Here is a 15,386-nt window from a genome sequence, read left to right as displayed (position 1 = left end):
GATCATGGCCACGTCGAATATTTCCGCGGCATCAGGAATCCGATCGGGCTGAAGTGCGGCCCCTCGCTCAAGCCGGACGAACTCTTGAAGCTGATCGACGTGCTCAATCCGGACAACGAGCCGGGGCGGCTGACGCTGATCGGCCGCTTCGGCTCAGACAAGGTCGGCGATTACCTGCCGCAACTGATCCGCGCGGTGCAGCGCGAGGGCCGCGTTGTCGTGTGGTCGTGCGATCCGATGCACGGCAACACCATCACCTCGACCAGCGGTTACAAGACCCGCCCGTTCGATCGCATCCTGTCGGAGGTCAAGTCGTTCTTCAGCATTCATGCCGCGGAAGGCACGCACGCCGGCGGCGTTCATCTGGAAATGACCGGACAGAACGTCACCGAGTGTATCGGCGGCGCGCGTGCGATCACGGACGAAGACCTCAACGACCGCTATCACACCGTCTGCGATCCGCGCCTGAATGCCGAGCAGTCGATCGACATGGCGTTCCTGATCGCCGAATTGCTCAGGCAGGATCGGGCGGGCAAGATCAAGCCGATCCCCGCGGTCGCGGGCTTCTGAGGTGGTGCGCTTATGGCGCGCCACCATCAATAGCTGGAACGGATTGATCTTTGCCATCCGCTCCGAGCAGGCCATCCGGCAGGAATTGTTCGCGCTCTTGCTGGCGCTGCCGCTGGCGTGGCTTGTCGGAGCGACGGCGGCCCGGCGCGTCGAACTCGTGGTGGTGGTCCTGCTGCTTCTGGCGATCGAGCTTCTGAATACCGCGATCGAAAAACTGGCGGATCGATTGACGACCGATCACGATCCGCAAATCGGGCACGTCAAGGACGTCGGCTCGGCCGCGGTCGGAGTGGCGCTGCTCATCATCGCCCTGACCTGGGGCAGCGCGATCGTTGAACGCATGGGTTTCCTTTAGGTTTTATCGGGCGAGTTTCTTGATTTGGACCGCTGTCCAGGTCACTCGAAACCGCTATAAGCGGGACCATTGCAGAAAAGGCGAGGCCCGCGGGCAACGAGCATCCATGACCGTAACCAGCTTCAAGATCACGCTCGGCCAGTTGAATCCGACCGTCGGAGACATTGCCGGCAACGCGGCCAAGGCTCGCGCCGCTCGCGCGCAGGCCAGGGCAGAGGGCGCCGCGCTGGTGGCGCTTCCGGAATTGTTCATCGCCGGCTATCCGCCGGAGGATCTGGTGCTGAAGCCCGCGTTCCAAGCCGCGTGCCGCGAAGCGGTCGAGGATCTCGCGCGCGAGACCTCCGACGGCGGCCCGGCCATGCTGATCGGCACCCCATGGGTGGACGACGGCAAGCTTTATAATGCTTATGCGCTGCTGGATGAGGGACGGGTCGCGGCGATCCGCTTCAAGGTCAACCTTCCGAACTACGGCGTGTTCGACGAGAAGCGCGTATTCGCGCGGGGCCCGGTCGGGGGACCCTTGAAAATTCGGGGCGTGCGGATCGGCGTTCCGATCTGCGAGGATACCTGGGTCGAGGAATCCGCCGAGTACGAGAACGTGGTCGAGTGCCTCGCGGAAACCGGCGCGGAAATTCTCGTCGTTCCCAATGGCTCGCCCTACGCGAAAGGCAAAAACGACATCAGGCTGTCGATTTCTGTTGCGCGCGTGACTGAGAGCGATCTGCCGCTGGTCTATCTCAATCAGGTCGGCGGCCAGGACGAACTGGTGTTCGACGGTGCGTCGTTCGCGCTGAACGCCGATCGCTCGCTGGCCGCGCAGCTTCCCTCTTTCGAGGAAAGCGTCGTCACGCTGCAATGGACCAGGTCCGCGGCGGGTTGGCAGTGCGCGGGGCCCGTGGCGTCTCAGCTCGAAGGGGACAAGGCCGACTATGCCGCGTGCGTGCTGGGCTTACGCGACTATGTCCGGAAGAACGGATTTCCCGGCGTGCTGCTCGGCGTGTCCGGCGGCATCGACTCGGCCTTGTGCGCGGCGATCGCCGTCGATGCGCTCGGGGCGGAGAGCGTTCGCGGCGTCATGCTGCCGTTCCGCTTTACCGAACAGGTCTCGCTCGACGATGCCGCGAAGCTCGCAATGGCGCTCGGCATTCGCTACGACGTGCTGCCGATCGCGCCGGCAATGAACGGCTTTGAGGAGATTCTCTCCGGCACGTTCGCGGGGCTTCCGCGCGATATCACCGAGGAAAATCTACAGTCGCGCGCGCGCGGCACGCTGTTGATGGCGATCTCCAACAAAACCGGCGCGATGGTGGTGACCACCGGCAACAAGTCGGAAATGTCGGTGGGCTACGCGACGCTGTACGGCGACATGAACGGCGGCTTCAATCCAATCAAGGATATCTACAAGACCGAGGTGTTCCGCCTCGCCGGCCTGCGCAACGCATGGAAGCCGGACGGCGCGCTCGGACCTGCGGGCGAGGTGATCCCGTCCACCACGATCGCCCGGCCGCCGACGGCGGAACTGCGCGAAAACCAGCTCGATCAGGATTCGCTGCCGCCCTATGAACTGCTCGACGCCATCCTCGAGCGGCTGGTGGAGCGGGACGAGCCGCTGGCCTCGATCGTCGCGGAAGGATTCGACCGTGATGTGGTCGCGCGGATCGATCACTTGCTGAACGTTGCCGAATATAAGCGTCGGCAGGCGGCACCGGGCGTCAAGGTCACGCGGAGGAATTTCGGCCGCGACCGCCGTTATCCCATCACCAACCGGTTTCGCGATTCCGGCAAACCGTTGCCGAAGCCGGATGAAGGCCTCGTCTCACGCGCCGGCCGGGCTTCAGCGGAAGCCTTCGAGGGCTGACGGCAAAAAATGAATCACAATGAGTTCGTGTTTTCTTCACGCGAACTGGGGCCGCTTCGCTCGAAAACGCTGTAACGGGTTGTTCGAAAACTTTTTCCGTCCTTCCGCACGCCGCGCCAGCGGCGATCCGGAATCTGGATATTCGACGATGGTCCAAGAATGCTGGATTCCGGGTTCGCGCCGACGGCGCCCCCCGGAATGACATCCGTCGAGACTTCAAATCCTGTTAAAGCAAATCCACCCCGCGGGAAAATGCTCTATTGCGCGGGTATGAACGTCGGTCCGACCGACCGGATCGGTTTGTTGGTCGCCGGAGCGGAGCCGGTGGGCACCGCGCTCGTCGTCGCGGGCGCATTGGCTGGCGCTGCGGCTGCGTCCTTCTTTTGCGAGCCTTTGTTGCCGCCGCCCTGTGACATCTTTTTCGCGCCGTCTTCGGTAACGATGATGTCGCCCTGCTGCGCGGCCGTGGCTTTATCGTCGAGTCCTTTCAGCGCCTCCGACCAGGTCTGGCCCGCAGCCTTGCATGAGCACGATGGATTGAATTCCTGACGGTACCGGAACGCGTTCGGAGATGACGAATAAGGCTGTCCGTTGATCGAGACGGCCTGATTCATGTCCTCGCCCGGATTGCGATAGGCATAGAGGGTAGCGTCCGCCGCCGGGCACAGGTTCTTGCAGGTGCGCTCGTCGTCGGCAAAACGGCTCGGCACGGTGGCGAACGAGATCGGGAAATAAAAGCCGTCGCATGAGCGCGCGCAGACGGTTCGGTAGGTTCCGGACTGCACGCCGGTATCGGCCGGCGGAAGCTCCGCATTATCGATATGCTCGGGAGAATTGCCGAACAGGTTATCGAAGAAATTGCCCTGGTTCCGCACCGCCGCGGCGTATTGCGGGCCGCAATTGTTCTGCGCCAGCGCTATCAGCACGGAGCGGCGCTGGTTGTCGTGGTCCGGGCCGCCGTTGCCGGCTCTCAGTCGCTCCAGGCTGGTGGTGATCTGCTCCAGATTGGTCCGCATGCGCTGGATCTGCTGGGTGACCGGCCCGCACTGCTGCGACTGGCCGTTGAACAGCGCGAAGAAGCCCGAACTGTCGCAGCCCATGCGTCTTGCTTGCGCAGTGACGCGTTCGAGTTCGGCCTGCTGCCGGCCTGCGGCATCCTCGTAGCGCCGGATCTGGCCGGCTCGCGCCGGCTCGGCCCCGCCGCGCTCGATGCTTGCGAGTTGCGCCTCGAGCCGTGGGCAAATGGGATTGGCGCCTGGCGCGCTCTGCGCCATCGCATCGCCGGCAGGGGTCGCGACGCCGAGGCCAAGGACGCCAGCGCAAGCCAGAAGTCGCATTAAGCGGCGGGCAAACAAAAGGTCAGGCATGATCCGCCATCAGAGCGATCCCGGGGCGATTCTGCAAACGCTACGATGAGGTGTTGTCTTTCGAATGCAGACGCGCCCATCGCGGTGATTTTTACAATCCGGGCGGAGCCTGATTGCGTTGCGAGACACCGACGGGGCCGGATGCAAGACCCTGATGGCCGTTCGCCAGCGTTGGTCATTTCTTATCCGCTTCTCGCGGCAGCGTCACGTCGTTTCCGGGGCGCGAGTGTGGCGGACTCAGAGCGACACCGTCTTCCCGGCGAGTCAGCGTTCTTCCCGGCCAGTCAGCGTTGACAGGTGATCGCGACGAATTCGTTGCAGCCGCTGTGCCGGCACGAGCCTGTCGATCCTGAAATCGAATCCGTCATCTCGTCGGGCTTGACGCGCCTGTAAGCGGTGGCCTGCACAAAATCGCGCGACCGGCAGTAGGAGTGCGCGGCGTGGGCGCCGCATCTCTCCCCCAAAGCGAGGCACTGGTCGATGCCATAGCCGTCGGCGTGATTGGCCACGATAAAAACATGGCTGTCCGCATGGGCGGGGGCGCCCGCGAGGAGAGCCGTACCTGCCAGAAACAGGGCGGCCGGAAATATGGGGATAATGCGCATGATGTGCCGGAAAAACGGGAAGCCGCCGGACCTTGCGGGGCCACGGCCAGCCGCCGCGATTTCGCGGCGAAATGAGGCGTTTGTGGGGCGTGGCCTTGACGCTGCACCCCGGCTGCTCCATGGTGCCGGAATGAACGGTCTGCTCGCCTTTTGTGGCCTTTGCCGCGAGATTATGCGCTAGCGATTCGCTGGCCGACCACCGTCTTATCTCACAAACGTGATCCAGACGCCCGGCCAGCGAGCGGAGCGGATTTGACATTCGCTATTCAGCCGATGCGACTTCGGAACGGAATTCCATGGAACTGCGCCTTTACGATACCCTGACCAAGGAGAAGCGTGGTTTCACGCCGATCGATCCGTCCAATGTGCGGATGTATGTCTGCGGACCGACGGTCTACGACTTCGCCCATATCGGCAACGCGCGGCCGGTCATCGTTTTCGACGTCTTGTTCCGCCTGCTGCGGCATCTCTACGGCGCCGACCACGTCACCTATGTCCGCAACATCACCGACGTCGACGACAAGATCAACGACCGCGCGGCGCGGGATTTTCCAGGCCTGCCGTTGAACGAGGCGATCCGCAAGGTCACGGAAAAGACCGCGGATCAGTTTCAGGCCGATGTTGCCGCGCTCGGCTGCCTGCCGCCGACGCATCAACCGCGCGCCACCGAATTCGTGTTGCCGCGCGCCGACGGCCGGACCGACATGGTGACGCTGATCAAACAACTGATCGCGCGCGGCCATGCCTACGAGGCCGGCGGCGAGGTGCTGTTCGACGTGCGGTCGATGCCGGACTACGGCGCACTCTCGGGCCGGAAGTTAGATGAGCAAAAGGCCGGCGCGCGGGTGGCGGTGGACGCGCACAAGAGGAACCCGGCGGATTTCGTGCTGTGGAAATTGTCGTCGGAGAACGAGCCGGGCTGGGAGAGCCCGTGGGGCAGGGGACGGCCCGGCTGGCATATCGAGTGCTCGGCGATGAGCGCGGCCTATCTCGGCGGACCGGATGGCAAAGACGTCTTCGACATCCATGGCGGCGGCCTCGACCTGATCTTCCCGCATCATGAAAACGAGATCGCGCAGTCGCGCTGCGCCCACGGCACGCCTGCGATGGCGAACACCTGGATGCACAACGGCTTTCTGCAGGTCGAAGGCGAGAAGATGTCGAAGAGTTTGGGCAACTTCTTCACAATTCGGCAACTTCTCGACAAGTGGCCTGGCGATGTCCTCCGATTACAAATGCTGATGACGTCATATCGTGAGCCTCTAGATTGGACCGATACACGAGCTATGCAAGCTAATCTTGAGTTAGAAGACTGGGCTCACGTTGTTTTTCCTTACTTTGGAAAAGATAGATATAAGCCATCAAATGATTATTCGCCTTTAAGCATCATAAAGACTTTAGCTGACGACCTCGACACACCGAATGCGATCACCAAATTGCGTGAACTATATCAACGCGCCAAACGTGGGGGGAGCAGTGAAAAAATTGAGTTCGCTGCGTGTTGTGAGTTCTTCGGGTTTCAAAACCTAGATAAGCCCGGTCTATTCCAATTCGGTACATCAGGAATTGGAACTGGTTCGGGTCGTCTCCTTTTTGACAACGCTGATAGAGTTCAATCTCTGCGAGCGGCTTATGCAAATTCTGCTCCACCACAAATAATCTCGGCGATTACAGCGGAGATTGAGAGTACTGGCGTCAAGGTCGAGATTGGCCAGGATTCTACGATTACACTTGTATTAGGCAGCCGAGATTTAATCGATACCAAGATTAACAGGCTTGTCGCGGAACGCGCCGAAGCCCGTGCCCGAAAAGACTTCAAGGAATCCGATCGCATCCGCGACGAGCTTGCGGCCATGGGCGTCGTGCTGAAGGACGGCAAGGACGCCGACGGCAAGCCGGTGACGACATGGGAGATCGCGCGATGAGGGTGCGGCCGAGCCTTCCCTCTCCCCTTGCGGGAGAGGGTGCCGAGCGCCGTTGGCGCGAGGCGGGTGAGGGGTCGTCTCGAAAAGCAACGGCCCGAAGTTTACGGTCGAGGATGACCGACGCTGAGCGGAAGCTCTGGTTTGCGCTCAAAGACCGACGCTTCCAAAATCTCAAATTTCGCAGGCAGGTGCCGGTCGGCCCTTACGTCGCGGATTTTCTCTGTTTCGATCTGCGGCTCGTTGTCGAGGTGGACGGCGGTCAACATGCTGAGTCTGTGCGTGATGCTGAGCGGGACCGCTGGTTCGCGGATGATGGTTTCCATACGCTTCGATTCTGGAACAATGACATTTTGTCCAATCTGGAAGGCGTGCTGACTATCATTGCGGAGGGAGCGGCAACCCCTCACCCGACGGCTCGCTTGCGCTCGCCGCCACCCTCTCCCGCAGGGGGAGAGGGAAGTAAGGAGGTGTTTTGACGCGATGGGACAGGCGCTTCCCAAACCCGCGCTGCGGCCGATGCTGCCAGACGACGTTCCCATACTGGCGGCGATCTTCGTCGCCAGCATCGAGGAACTGACCGGCGACGACTACAGCGAGGCGCAGCAGATCGCGTGGGCGGGCGCCGCGGACGATGAGGGCAAGTTCGGCGCGCGGCTTGCGAAGCAGTTGACGCTGGTGGCGACGCTGCAAGGCTCGCCGGTCGGCTTCGCATCGCTGAAGGGCACAGATTGCATCGACATGCTCTATGTGCATCCGGCTGCGGCGAGGCAGGGGGTCGCGACCGTGTTGTGCGATGCGCTGGAGAAACTTGCCGGCGCGCGGGGGGCCACCGCGCTGACCGTCGAGGCCAGCGATACCGCGGAGCGGTTTTTCGCGAGCCGCGGCTACGTCGCGATGCAACGTAATTCGGTGACGGTCGGCGACGAGTGGCTGGCCAACACCACGATGAAGAAGACGCTGGCCGCGAGGGACGCGCCATGAGCCGCGAGCGTCTCTATCTGTTCGACACCACGCTGCGCGACGGCGCCCAGACCAACGGCGTCGACTTCACGTTGCAGGACAAGCAGATCATCGCGAAGATGCTTGACGATCTCGGCATCGACTATGTCGAGGGCGGCTATCCCGGCGCAAATCCGACCGATACCGAGCTGTTCTCGCACAAGCCCGCGCTCGGCCACGCCAGGTTCACCGCCTTCGGCATGACGCGGCGACCGGGCCGCTCGGCATCCAACGATCCGGGGCTGGCTGCGCTGATCGAGGCCAGGGCGGATGCGATCTGTTTCGTCGCCAAATCGTCCGCCTATCAGGTGCGCGTCGCGCTGGAGACCACGAACGATGAAAACCTGGCGTCGATCCGGGACAGCGTGAAGGCCGCCACGGCAGCCGGCCGCGAGGTCCTGGTGGACTGCGAGCATTTTTTCGACGGTTACAAGCAGGATCCCGCCTTCGCGCTCGCCTGCGCCAGGACCGCGTATGACTCCGGCGCCCGCTGGATCGTTCTGTGCGACACCAATGGCGGCACCATGCCGAACGAGATCGAGACCATCATGCGCGAGGTCGCGACGCAGATTCCCGGCGACCATCTCGGCATCCACGCCCATAACGACACCGAACAGGCGGTCGCCAATTCGCTCGCTGCGGTGCGCGGGGGAGCGCGCCAGATCCAGGGCACGCTGAACGGCCTCGGCGAACGCTGCGGCAACGCCAATCTCTGCTCGCTGATCCCGACGCTGAAACTGAAGAAGGAATTCTCCGACGCCTTCGAGATCGGCGTGACGGACGACAAGCTCGCGACGCTGACGCAGGCCTCGCGCACGCTGGATATCATGCTGAACCGCGCGCCGAACCGCCACGCGCCTTACGTCGGCGAGAGCGCGTTCGTCACCAAGACCGGCATTCATGCGTCAGCGATTCTCAAGGACCCCACGACTTACGAACACGTCGCGCCGGAATCGGTCGGCAATCGCCGCAAGGTGCTGGTGTCGGATCAGGCCGGCCGCTCCAACGTGCTGGCCGAACTGGAGCGGGCGCACATTGCGTTCGACAGGAACGATCCGAAGCTCGGACGGCTGATCGACGAGATGAAGGAGCGTGAGGCGGCGGGCTACGCCTACGAATCCGCCAACGCGTCGTTCGATCTTCTGGCGCGGCGCACGCTCGGCCGTGTGCCGGAGTATTTCGATGTCGAGCAGTTCGACGTCAATGTCGAGCAGCGCTACAATTCCCACGGCAAGCGCGTCACCGTCGCCATGGCGGTGGTGAAGGTGAAGGTCGATGGCCGGACACTGATCTCCGCCGGTGAAGGCAACGGCCCGGTCAATGCGCTCGACGTCGCCTTGCGCAAGGACCTCGGCAAATACCAGAAGTACATCGACGGGCTGAAGCTGATCGACTATCGCGTGCGCATTCTCAATGGAGGCACCGGAGCGGTGACGCGCGTGCTGATCGAGAGCGAGGACGAGGAGGGCGAGCGCTGGACCACGATCGGCGTATCGCCCAATATTATCGACGCGTCGTTCCAGGCGCTGATGGATTCAATTTTCTACAAACTGGTGAAGGCCGACGCGCCGGCGTGAGCAACGCGGGGCGCGTTGCAGGCTGTCAAAAACCTTCCCGGTCATTTTGGACGCGCGCCAGCGGCGATCCGGAATGACATCCGTCGAGACTGTTTCGACCGCCCGTTCAGTCCGCCGGGGCTAAAGCCGGTCGGCGACGTCGGCCGGCATCTCCCTCGAGGCATCACGCGCGAGGGTCGCGGCGGCGCGAAGTTTCGGCAGGATATCCTCCACGCGCTCGGCTTGCAGAACGTTGACCGCGAGCGTCGGCCGGATGAAGGCGGTGGAGCGCATGTGAGCGAGCAGCGCGAGCAGCGGCTCCCAGAAGCCGTCGACATTCGCGAGCAGGATCGGCTTGGCGTGCCGCCCGAGTTGCTGCCAGGTGAGTTGCTCCACCAGTTCTTCCAGCGTGCCGACCCCGCCGGGCAGGGCGATGAACGCATCCGACCGCTCGAACATCAGCCTCTTGCGCTCGTGCATGTCGCGCGTGACGATCATTTCCTGCACGCGCGCCAGCGCATGTTCGCGCGAGGTCAGGAAGTCCGGAATGATGCCGGTGACGGTGCCGCCGTTGTCGAGGACGGACGTCGCGATGGCGCCCATCAGGCCGACCGAGCCGCCGCCGTAGACCAGCCCGACGTTATTCCGGGCGAACGCTTTACCTAGGGCGACGGCAGCTTTGACGAAGTTGGGATTGGTACCGGGGCCTGAGCCGCAATAGACGCAGACCGTTTTGATGATGCTCATGGGAATCGATGTGGCCCCGCGCAATTACTGCGTCAAGGCTCGGCTATTGCCGGCGGCGGGTCAAGTGCCTGCCGCGCCGCCTCCGCAGCGAAAAGATCGCCCGTCAAGGGTGTACGCGGCATCCAAACGCTTTATATGACAGTCCATATGACCTCGATCGGACGATATTTCCGGCTGCGGAAGCCGTTTTGCGGTTCGGGCGCTACGGATGCGTAGCGCCGTTTCGCATCCGGCGGATACGCCGGCAAAACCCTCCGACGACCCTGTCCGGAGCGCGACGCTTGGCAGGGCGCTGCTGCACCTGTGGCCCTATATGTGGCCCGGCGACCGCGCCGACCTGAAGATGCGCGTGGTCTGGGCGATGCTGCTGTTGCTGGCGGCGAAGGTCGCCACCCTGATCGTTCCGTTCACCTTCAAGTGGGCGATCGACGCGCTGAACGGCGCGGGAAGCGCGCCGGTGCAGCCCGACAACTGGACGATGTGGCTGATCCTGTCGCCGCTCGCGATGACGCTGGCCTACGGCTTCGTCCGCGTGCTGATGGCGCTGCTCACCCAATGGCGCGACGGCATCTTCGCCAAGGTCGCGATGCATGCGGTGCGCAGGCTCGCCTACCAGACGTTCGTCCACATGCACGAACTGTCGCTGCGGTTTCACCTCGAGCGCAAGACCGGCGGCCTGACGCGCGTGCTCGAACGCGGCCGCAACGGCATCGAGGAGATGGTGCGGCTGGTCATTCTCCAGCTTATTCCGACCGCGGTCGAGGTCAGTCTGCTCACCGCAGTGCTGCTGTGGCAGTTCGACTGGCGCTATGTGCTGGTGACGCTCCTGACCGTGGTGGTCTACATGGCCTTCACCTACAGGGCGACGCAGTGGCGCATCGAAATCCGCCGCCGGATGAATGAATCCGATTCCGACGCCAATGCCAAGGCGATCGACTCGCTATTGAACTACGAAACCGTGAAATATTTCGGCGCCGAGTTGCGGGAAGCGAAACGCTACGATCGCTCGATGGAGCGCTTCGAGACCGCCAGCGTCTCCACCTACACTTCGCTGGCTGTTTTGAACGGCGGACAGGCCATCATCTACACGGCCGGGCTGACGGCGGTGATGATCATGTGTGCGGTCGGCGTGCGGCAGGGCACCCACACGGTCGGCGATTTCGTGATGGTCAACGCCATGATGATCCAACTCTACCAGCCGCTCAACCTGATGGGCATGGTCTATCGCCAGATCAAGCAGGCGATCATCGATATCGAAAAGATGTTCGCCGTGCTGACGCGCAATCCGGAAGTGAAGGATCGCGCCGGCGCGCAACCGCTGCAAGTCGCGCGAGGTGCGGTGCGGTTCGAGGATGTGCGGTTCGCTTACGACTCAAGCCGCCCGATTCTCAAGGGCGTGACGTTTGAGGTGCCCGCGGGAAAGACGGTGGCGATCGTCGGGCCGTCGGGAGCGGGGAAATCGACCCTGTCACGGTTGCTGTTTCGTCTCTATGACGTGACCGAGGGCCGTATCCTGATCGACGGACAGGATATCCGTGACGTCACGCAGGTGTCGCTGCGGGCGGCGATCGGGATGGTGCCGCAGGACACCGTGCTGTTCAACGACACCATCCGCTACAATATCCGCTATGGCCGCTGGAACGCGACCGACGAAGAGGTCGAGGCCGCCGCCCGCGCCGCGCAGATCGACAATTTCATCAGGATGTCGCCCAAAGGCTACGAGACGGAGGTGGGCGAGCGCGGATTGAAATTGTCCGGCGGGGAGAAACAGCGTGTGGCGATTGCGCGCACCATCCTGAAGGCCCCCCCGATCCTGGTTCTGGACGAGGCGACCTCGGCGCTCGACAGCCACACCGAGCATGAAATCCAGGAGGCGCTGGACCGGGTCTCACGCAACCGGACCTCGCTGGTGATCGCGCACCGGTTGTCGACCATCGTGGCTGCGGACGAGATTATCGTGCTCGATCAAGGCCAAATCGCCGAACGCGGCACACACGGCGGGCTTTTGGCGGCTAACGGGCTTTACGCCAGCATGTGGAATAGGCAGCGGGAGGCGCAGGCGGCGCGCGAGAAGCTGGCGCTGATCGGCGACGATGACGACGCGCCCAACCGGACCCCGCCTCCCGTAGATGATCCGCTGGTGGCGCCGGCCGCCGCGGCAGAGTAGAATATTTCCAAGATCGTTGTCCCGAATCAGGATTCGGGGGTTCGCCGCGGCGCCGGCTTGCGGATCGGGGTTTTCTGTGCAAGACGCGCGTTTCCGTAAAGCCCGCCTTCAGCTTCATCGTAGATCATCAGGTTTTCATATCCATGGATCGACAGACCCTTTTATCCATAGCGAAATCCATTCGCGCCAGCGCGAAATCCATTCGCGCCCAGATTTCACCTATTCATCCGAAGGGTTATCCCTTCGTCGGCGGCTTCGCGCTTGCCAGCCTTATCTTCTTTTGGATCTGGACTCCGCTGGGCTGGATCGGAACGCTCCTGACGATATGGTGTGCACTGTTTTTCCGCAATCCGGCCCGCGTGACGCCGGTCCGCGGGGGTCTCGTCGTGTCGCCGGCCGACGGCCGCGTCTCGATGATTACACCGGTGGTGCCACCTGCCGAACTCGAACTCGGCGAGCTGCCGATGGTTCGGATTTCGATCTTCATGAGCGTATTCAATTGCCACGTCAATCGCAGCCCGGTTGCGGGAAAGATCGAACGGATCGTCTATCGTCCCGGCAAATTCATCAATGCCGATCTCGACAAGGCGAGCGAGGACAACGAGCGCAACGGGCTGGTCATATCGACGCCGAACAACGGCCTGGTCGGGGTGGTTCAGATCGCCGGACTGGTCGCGCGCCGTATCGTCACCTTCGTGCATGACGGACAGACAATCGAAACCGGCGAGCGCTTCGGGCTGATCCGGTTCGGCTCGCGGTGCGACGTCTACTTGCCGGAGGGAACGCCGCTGCTGGTGTCCGAGGGACAGACCGCGATCGCCGGCGAGACGGTGCTCGCCGATTTCCAACTCGGAGAGAGCGGACGGACCTTCCGCAGCAACTGATCCAGGACGGCTGGAGCATTTTCGCTTCTGATTGAATCAGAAGCGAAGCTCTGGATCATTGTTTTGATACGTGGTCTTCACGTGAACGGTTTCCACCTCACTCGAAAACGCCATAGTGTCCTGATTAGAAGCGTCCTGATTGGAAGTGTCCTGATTAAGAAGCTCGCATGCCCTTGCAGCAGCCTTTGATGCAAACTTCGCAAGCAATGGGATACGAGCGATCTTGATTCGAGGGGTCTGATTCTGACATCTGCATCCCGTTCCGGCAGATGCCGTGCAAATATTTAGAATCAAAGGACACCAGGCGGGGGTGCGGGTCCGCTGGAGCCCTGCTATATAGGAGGCGTGCAGACGCCATACGACCAGAAATCATCCGAGATGCGCCGCCGCCGCTTTCGCCCGATCCCGGTGCGCATGCTGGTGCCGAATTTCATCACGCTGCTTGCGATTTGCGCGGGCCTGACGGCCATCCGGCTTTCGACCGAAGGACGGATGGAGCTTGCGGTGGGCGCGATCGTATTCGCGGCGGTGCTCGACGGTCTCGACGGCCGGGTGGCCCGGATGATCAAGGGGCAGTCGAAGTTCGGCGCCGAACTCGACAGCCTCGCCGACTTCGTCAATTTCGGCGTTGCGCCCGGCCTGATCCTTTATTTCTGGCAGTTGCACGACCTCAACAATGTGGGCTGGATCGCATCGATGATATTCGCGATCAGCGGCGGCCTGCGGCTTGCGCGCTTCAACGCCACGATGAACGACCCCAACAAGCCGGCCTTTGCCGCGAATTTCTTTACCGGCGTGCCCGCGCCGGCGGGCGCGATCGCGGTGCTGCTGCCGATCTATCTGGCGTTCCTGGGCGTCCCGCAACCGCCCGCGGTGCTGACGGCGTTTTATACGCTGCTGATCGCGATCCTCATGGTTTCGCGGCTGCCGGTTTTCTCCGGCAAGATGATCGGCATGCGCGTGGCGCCGGAACTGGTGCTGCCGGTCTTTGTGACCGTGGTGTTCGTTATCGCGCTCCTGATCAGCTATCCCTGGGTCGTCCTCTCGTTCGGCTCGATCATTTTCCTGTTGAGCCTTCCGGTCGGCTGGAAGTCCTACCGCGACCAGGAGGTCAAGGCGGCGGTGCAGGAGACGTTTCCAGATGCGCCGTCGGCCTCTGACGCGGCGCCGCCTTTTGCGCCATCCGCCGGGGCGAAGCCGCCAACCCCTTCGATCCGGCAGCGGAAGCAGGACAACCGGCCTTCACGGCCGCACTGAGAGCCTGTTTGAAAAGTTTGCGTTCCGGGTGTCCCGGGCGCGTTGCGGCACGAAGTGACGCTGCGCAGACCCGGGATCGTTGCAGAAAACCATCGCAAAGACCCCGGCTCAGCAGCGCATTGTTTCACACAGCGCTGCGTCCGGGAACGGCCGGGAGATGCCCGGTGACTTTCCAAACTAGACTCTGAGCAAGCTGCCCTTGCTACGATCTCCGGCGGAGACGAGGAGAGGTCCATGGTGCGAGATCGTGCCCGGTCGTAGCGGGCTCGGACCTGCCGTCGCGGCTCAGGCCGTTTTTGGTTCTGACGATATCAGCAACGCTCCCGCCGACTCCATGGCGGCAACCCACGTCCCGGAAAATCGGCGAAAAAAATCATGGCCGGGACAAGCCCGGCCATGATCATGTTTCCATCAATCGCAAATCGCTTCCGTCGCGTTGGTTCTTTTCGAACCTCCGTGAACGGCCCCTTAGAGTCTTTTACCGTTTCATGGAAACGGTAAAAGACTCTAGTGGAGTGAATTTGACATTCGCTACCCACTTTGCAGCAAACCCGTCAGGCGAATGTCAAATTCAAAACTCCACTAGAAACCTGATAGCTGCTAGTGGTCCTTTGATTCTAGCATTTGCAGGAACTCCCTGCCGCAACGGGATGCAAATGTTAGAATCGGACCACTAGCTTCTTGATTTGAGGCGTTTTCTTCACGCGAACCGGATTCCACTTCGCTCGAAAACGCTCTAGTGCGCGGGCACGGTCTCCGCGATCGCGGCAGACACCGGTTTGACATTCCGGAAACCCACTCGCGAGAACGAGACGTAGAACGCGGCGATGTTCATCAGCGCCCAGATGACAAAGCCCATGGTATAGCCGCCCAACAGAAACTTGCTGGCGGCCAGAATGGAGGTCATCGTGAAGCCGCAGGCCGCGCCGGCGGCCTTTGCCAATCCGCTGACCGCGCCCACGTGGACGAAGTAGATCGGGATCAGCTTGATGACCGCTGCCGCGGCCGCGCCGGATACCAGGGCAAGGCTGAATATGACGAACAACTGGACGGTCAGCGAAATCTGCATGGCCATCAGCACGGCGAGGATCGACAT

The 15,386-nt window shown here is 62.2% G+C and carries 13 protein-coding genes and 1 pseudogene; 10 read left to right on the top strand and 4 right to left on the bottom strand.

Features of this window, described 5'->3' with window-relative positions:
• The 3 genes from BGO16_RS06605 to BGO16_RS06595 form a co-directional block, all read left to right on the top strand.
• A partial coding sequence (locus BGO16_RS06605) for a 3-deoxy-7-phosphoheptulonate synthase (RefSeq protein ID WP_292617807.1) occupies positions 1-570 on the top strand: 570 nt, incomplete at its 5' end.
• A gap of 1 nt (position 571) precedes the next feature.
• Positions 572-925 (top strand): diacylglycerol kinase, encoded by a 354-nt coding sequence (locus BGO16_RS06600; RefSeq protein WP_292617804.1) that lies wholly within the window; start codon positions 572-574, stop codon positions 923-925.
• Positions 926-1,031: 106 nt separating this feature from the next.
• A complete protein-coding gene (locus BGO16_RS06595) occupies positions 1,032-2,783 on the top strand; it encodes an NAD+ synthase (protein ID WP_292617802.1) in 1,752 nt (583 codons plus the stop codon).
• 257 nt (positions 2,784-3,040) lie between these two features.
• On the opposite strand, the gene BGO16_RS06590 is transcribed toward BGO16_RS06595, so the two are convergent.
• Together BGO16_RS06590 and BGO16_RS06585 are read right to left on the bottom strand one after the other, a co-directional pair.
• The gene (locus tag BGO16_RS06590) at positions 3,041-4,150 is read right to left on the bottom strand and encodes a DUF2865 domain-containing protein (protein WP_292617800.1); all 1,110 of its coding nucleotides are present in this window, start codon (positions 4,148-4,150) and stop codon (positions 3,041-3,043) included.
• Positions 4,151-4,434: 284 nt separating this feature from the next.
• Positions 4,435-4,755, bottom strand: a complete 321-nt coding sequence (locus BGO16_RS06585) for a hypothetical protein (protein WP_292617798.1) — start codon at positions 4,753-4,755, stop codon at positions 4,435-4,437.
• A 296-nt stretch (positions 4,756-5,051) separates the two neighbouring features.
• Between BGO16_RS06585 and cysS the strand changes: the two genes are divergently transcribed.
• Genes cysS through cimA form a run of 4 tightly spaced genes read left to right on the top strand, consistent with a single transcriptional unit; the run spans position 5,052 to position 9,256 of the window.
• Positions 5,052-6,680 carry a cysteine--tRNA ligase gene (gene cysS / locus BGO16_RS06580; protein ID WP_292617796.1) on the top strand — a complete coding sequence of 543 codons (1,629 nt, stop codon included), beginning with the start codon at positions 5,052-5,054 and terminating at the stop codon, positions 6,678-6,680.
• A complete protein-coding gene (locus tag BGO16_RS06575; protein WP_363091580.1) occupies positions 6,662-7,156 on the top strand; it encodes an endonuclease domain-containing protein in 495 nt (164 codons plus the stop codon). The genes cysS and BGO16_RS06575 overlap by 19 nt, the downstream gene beginning before the upstream one ends.
• A 4-nt stretch (positions 7,157-7,160) precedes the next feature.
• Positions 7,161-7,661 carry a GNAT family N-acetyltransferase gene (locus tag BGO16_RS06570; RefSeq protein ID WP_292617793.1) on the top strand — a complete coding sequence of 167 codons (501 nt, stop codon included), beginning with the start codon at positions 7,161-7,163 and terminating at the stop codon, positions 7,659-7,661.
• Positions 7,658-9,256: a citramalate synthase gene (gene cimA, locus BGO16_RS06565; RefSeq protein ID WP_292617792.1), complete on the top strand. Its 1,599-nt coding sequence runs from the start codon at positions 7,658-7,660 to the stop codon at positions 9,254-9,256. Before BGO16_RS06570 ends, cimA begins: the two co-directional genes overlap by 4 nt.
• A 120-nt stretch (positions 9,257-9,376) precedes the next feature.
• Here the strand turns inward: cimA and BGO16_RS06560 are convergent, their stop codons facing one another.
• Positions 9,377-9,982, bottom strand: coding sequence for a TIGR00730 family Rossman fold protein (locus BGO16_RS06560; RefSeq protein ID WP_292617791.1), 606 nt, complete (start codon positions 9,980-9,982; stop codon positions 9,377-9,379).
• 208 nt (positions 9,983-10,190) lie between these two features.
• Between BGO16_RS06560 and BGO16_RS06555 the strand changes: the two genes are divergently transcribed.
• The 3 genes from BGO16_RS06555 (at position 10,191) to pssA (ending at position 14,290) form a co-directional block, all read left to right on the top strand.
• Positions 10,191-12,149 (top strand): ABC transporter ATP-binding protein/permease, encoded by a 1,959-nt coding sequence (locus BGO16_RS06555; RefSeq protein ID WP_292617790.1) that lies wholly within the window; start codon positions 10,191-10,193, stop codon positions 12,147-12,149.
• Between the two features lie 143 nt (positions 12,150-12,292).
• Complete coding sequence (locus BGO16_RS06550) at positions 12,293-13,033, top strand: phosphatidylserine decarboxylase (protein WP_292617788.1); 741 nt, start codon at positions 12,293-12,295, stop codon at positions 13,031-13,033.
• A 378-nt stretch (positions 13,034-13,411) separates the two neighbouring features.
• Entirely contained in the window at positions 13,412-14,290 is an 879-nt protein-coding gene (gene pssA / locus BGO16_RS06545) for a CDP-diacylglycerol--serine O-phosphatidyltransferase (RefSeq protein WP_292617808.1), read from the top strand.
• Positions 14,291-15,026: 736 nt separating this feature from the next.
• Here pssA and BGO16_RS06540 read toward each other — a convergent pair.
• Positions 15,027-15,386, bottom strand: a pseudogene (locus BGO16_RS06540) (MFS transporter); the annotation flags it as partial.

Origin of the sequence: Nitrobacter sp. 62-23, from assembly GCF_001897285.1 — a bacterium.
Taxonomy (GTDB): domain Bacteria; phylum Pseudomonadota; class Alphaproteobacteria; order Rhizobiales; family Xanthobacteraceae; genus Nitrobacter.
This window is presented reverse-complemented; position numbering and strand designations above follow the sequence as displayed.

Excerpts from the sequence above, each read along its gene's own strand:
- BGO16_RS06575 (WP_363091580.1), top strand. The coding sequence starts at position 6,662 with ATGGGAGATCGCGCGATGAGGGTGCGGCCGAGCCTTCCCTCTCCCCTT.
- BGO16_RS06590 (WP_292617800.1), bottom strand. The coding sequence starts at position 4,150 with ATGCCTGACCTTTTGTTTGCCCGCCGCTTAATGCGACTTCTGGCTTGC.
- pssA (WP_292617808.1), top strand. The coding sequence starts at position 13,412 with ATGCGCCGCCGCCGCTTTCGCCCGATCCCGGTGCGCATGCTGGTGCCG.
- BGO16_RS06595 (WP_292617802.1), top strand. The coding sequence starts at position 1,032 with ATGACCGTAACCAGCTTCAAGATCACGCTCGGCCAGTTGAATCCGACC.
- BGO16_RS06550 (WP_292617788.1), top strand. The coding sequence starts at position 12,293 with ATGGATCGACAGACCCTTTTATCCATAGCGAAATCCATTCGCGCCAGC.
- BGO16_RS06555 (WP_292617790.1), top strand. The coding sequence starts at position 10,191 with ATGCGTAGCGCCGTTTCGCATCCGGCGGATACGCCGGCAAAACCCTCC.
- BGO16_RS06560 (WP_292617791.1), bottom strand. The coding sequence starts at position 9,982 with ATGAGCATCATCAAAACGGTCTGCGTCTATTGCGGCTCAGGCCCCGGT.
- BGO16_RS06585 (WP_292617798.1), bottom strand. The coding sequence starts at position 4,755 with ATGCGCATTATCCCCATATTTCCGGCCGCCCTGTTTCTGGCAGGTACG.
- cimA (WP_292617792.1), top strand. The coding sequence starts at position 7,658 with ATGAGCCGCGAGCGTCTCTATCTGTTCGACACCACGCTGCGCGACGGC.
- BGO16_RS06570 (WP_292617793.1), top strand. The coding sequence starts at position 7,161 with ATGGGACAGGCGCTTCCCAAACCCGCGCTGCGGCCGATGCTGCCAGAC.
- cysS (WP_292617796.1), top strand. The coding sequence starts at position 5,052 with ATGGAACTGCGCCTTTACGATACCCTGACCAAGGAGAAGCGTGGTTTC.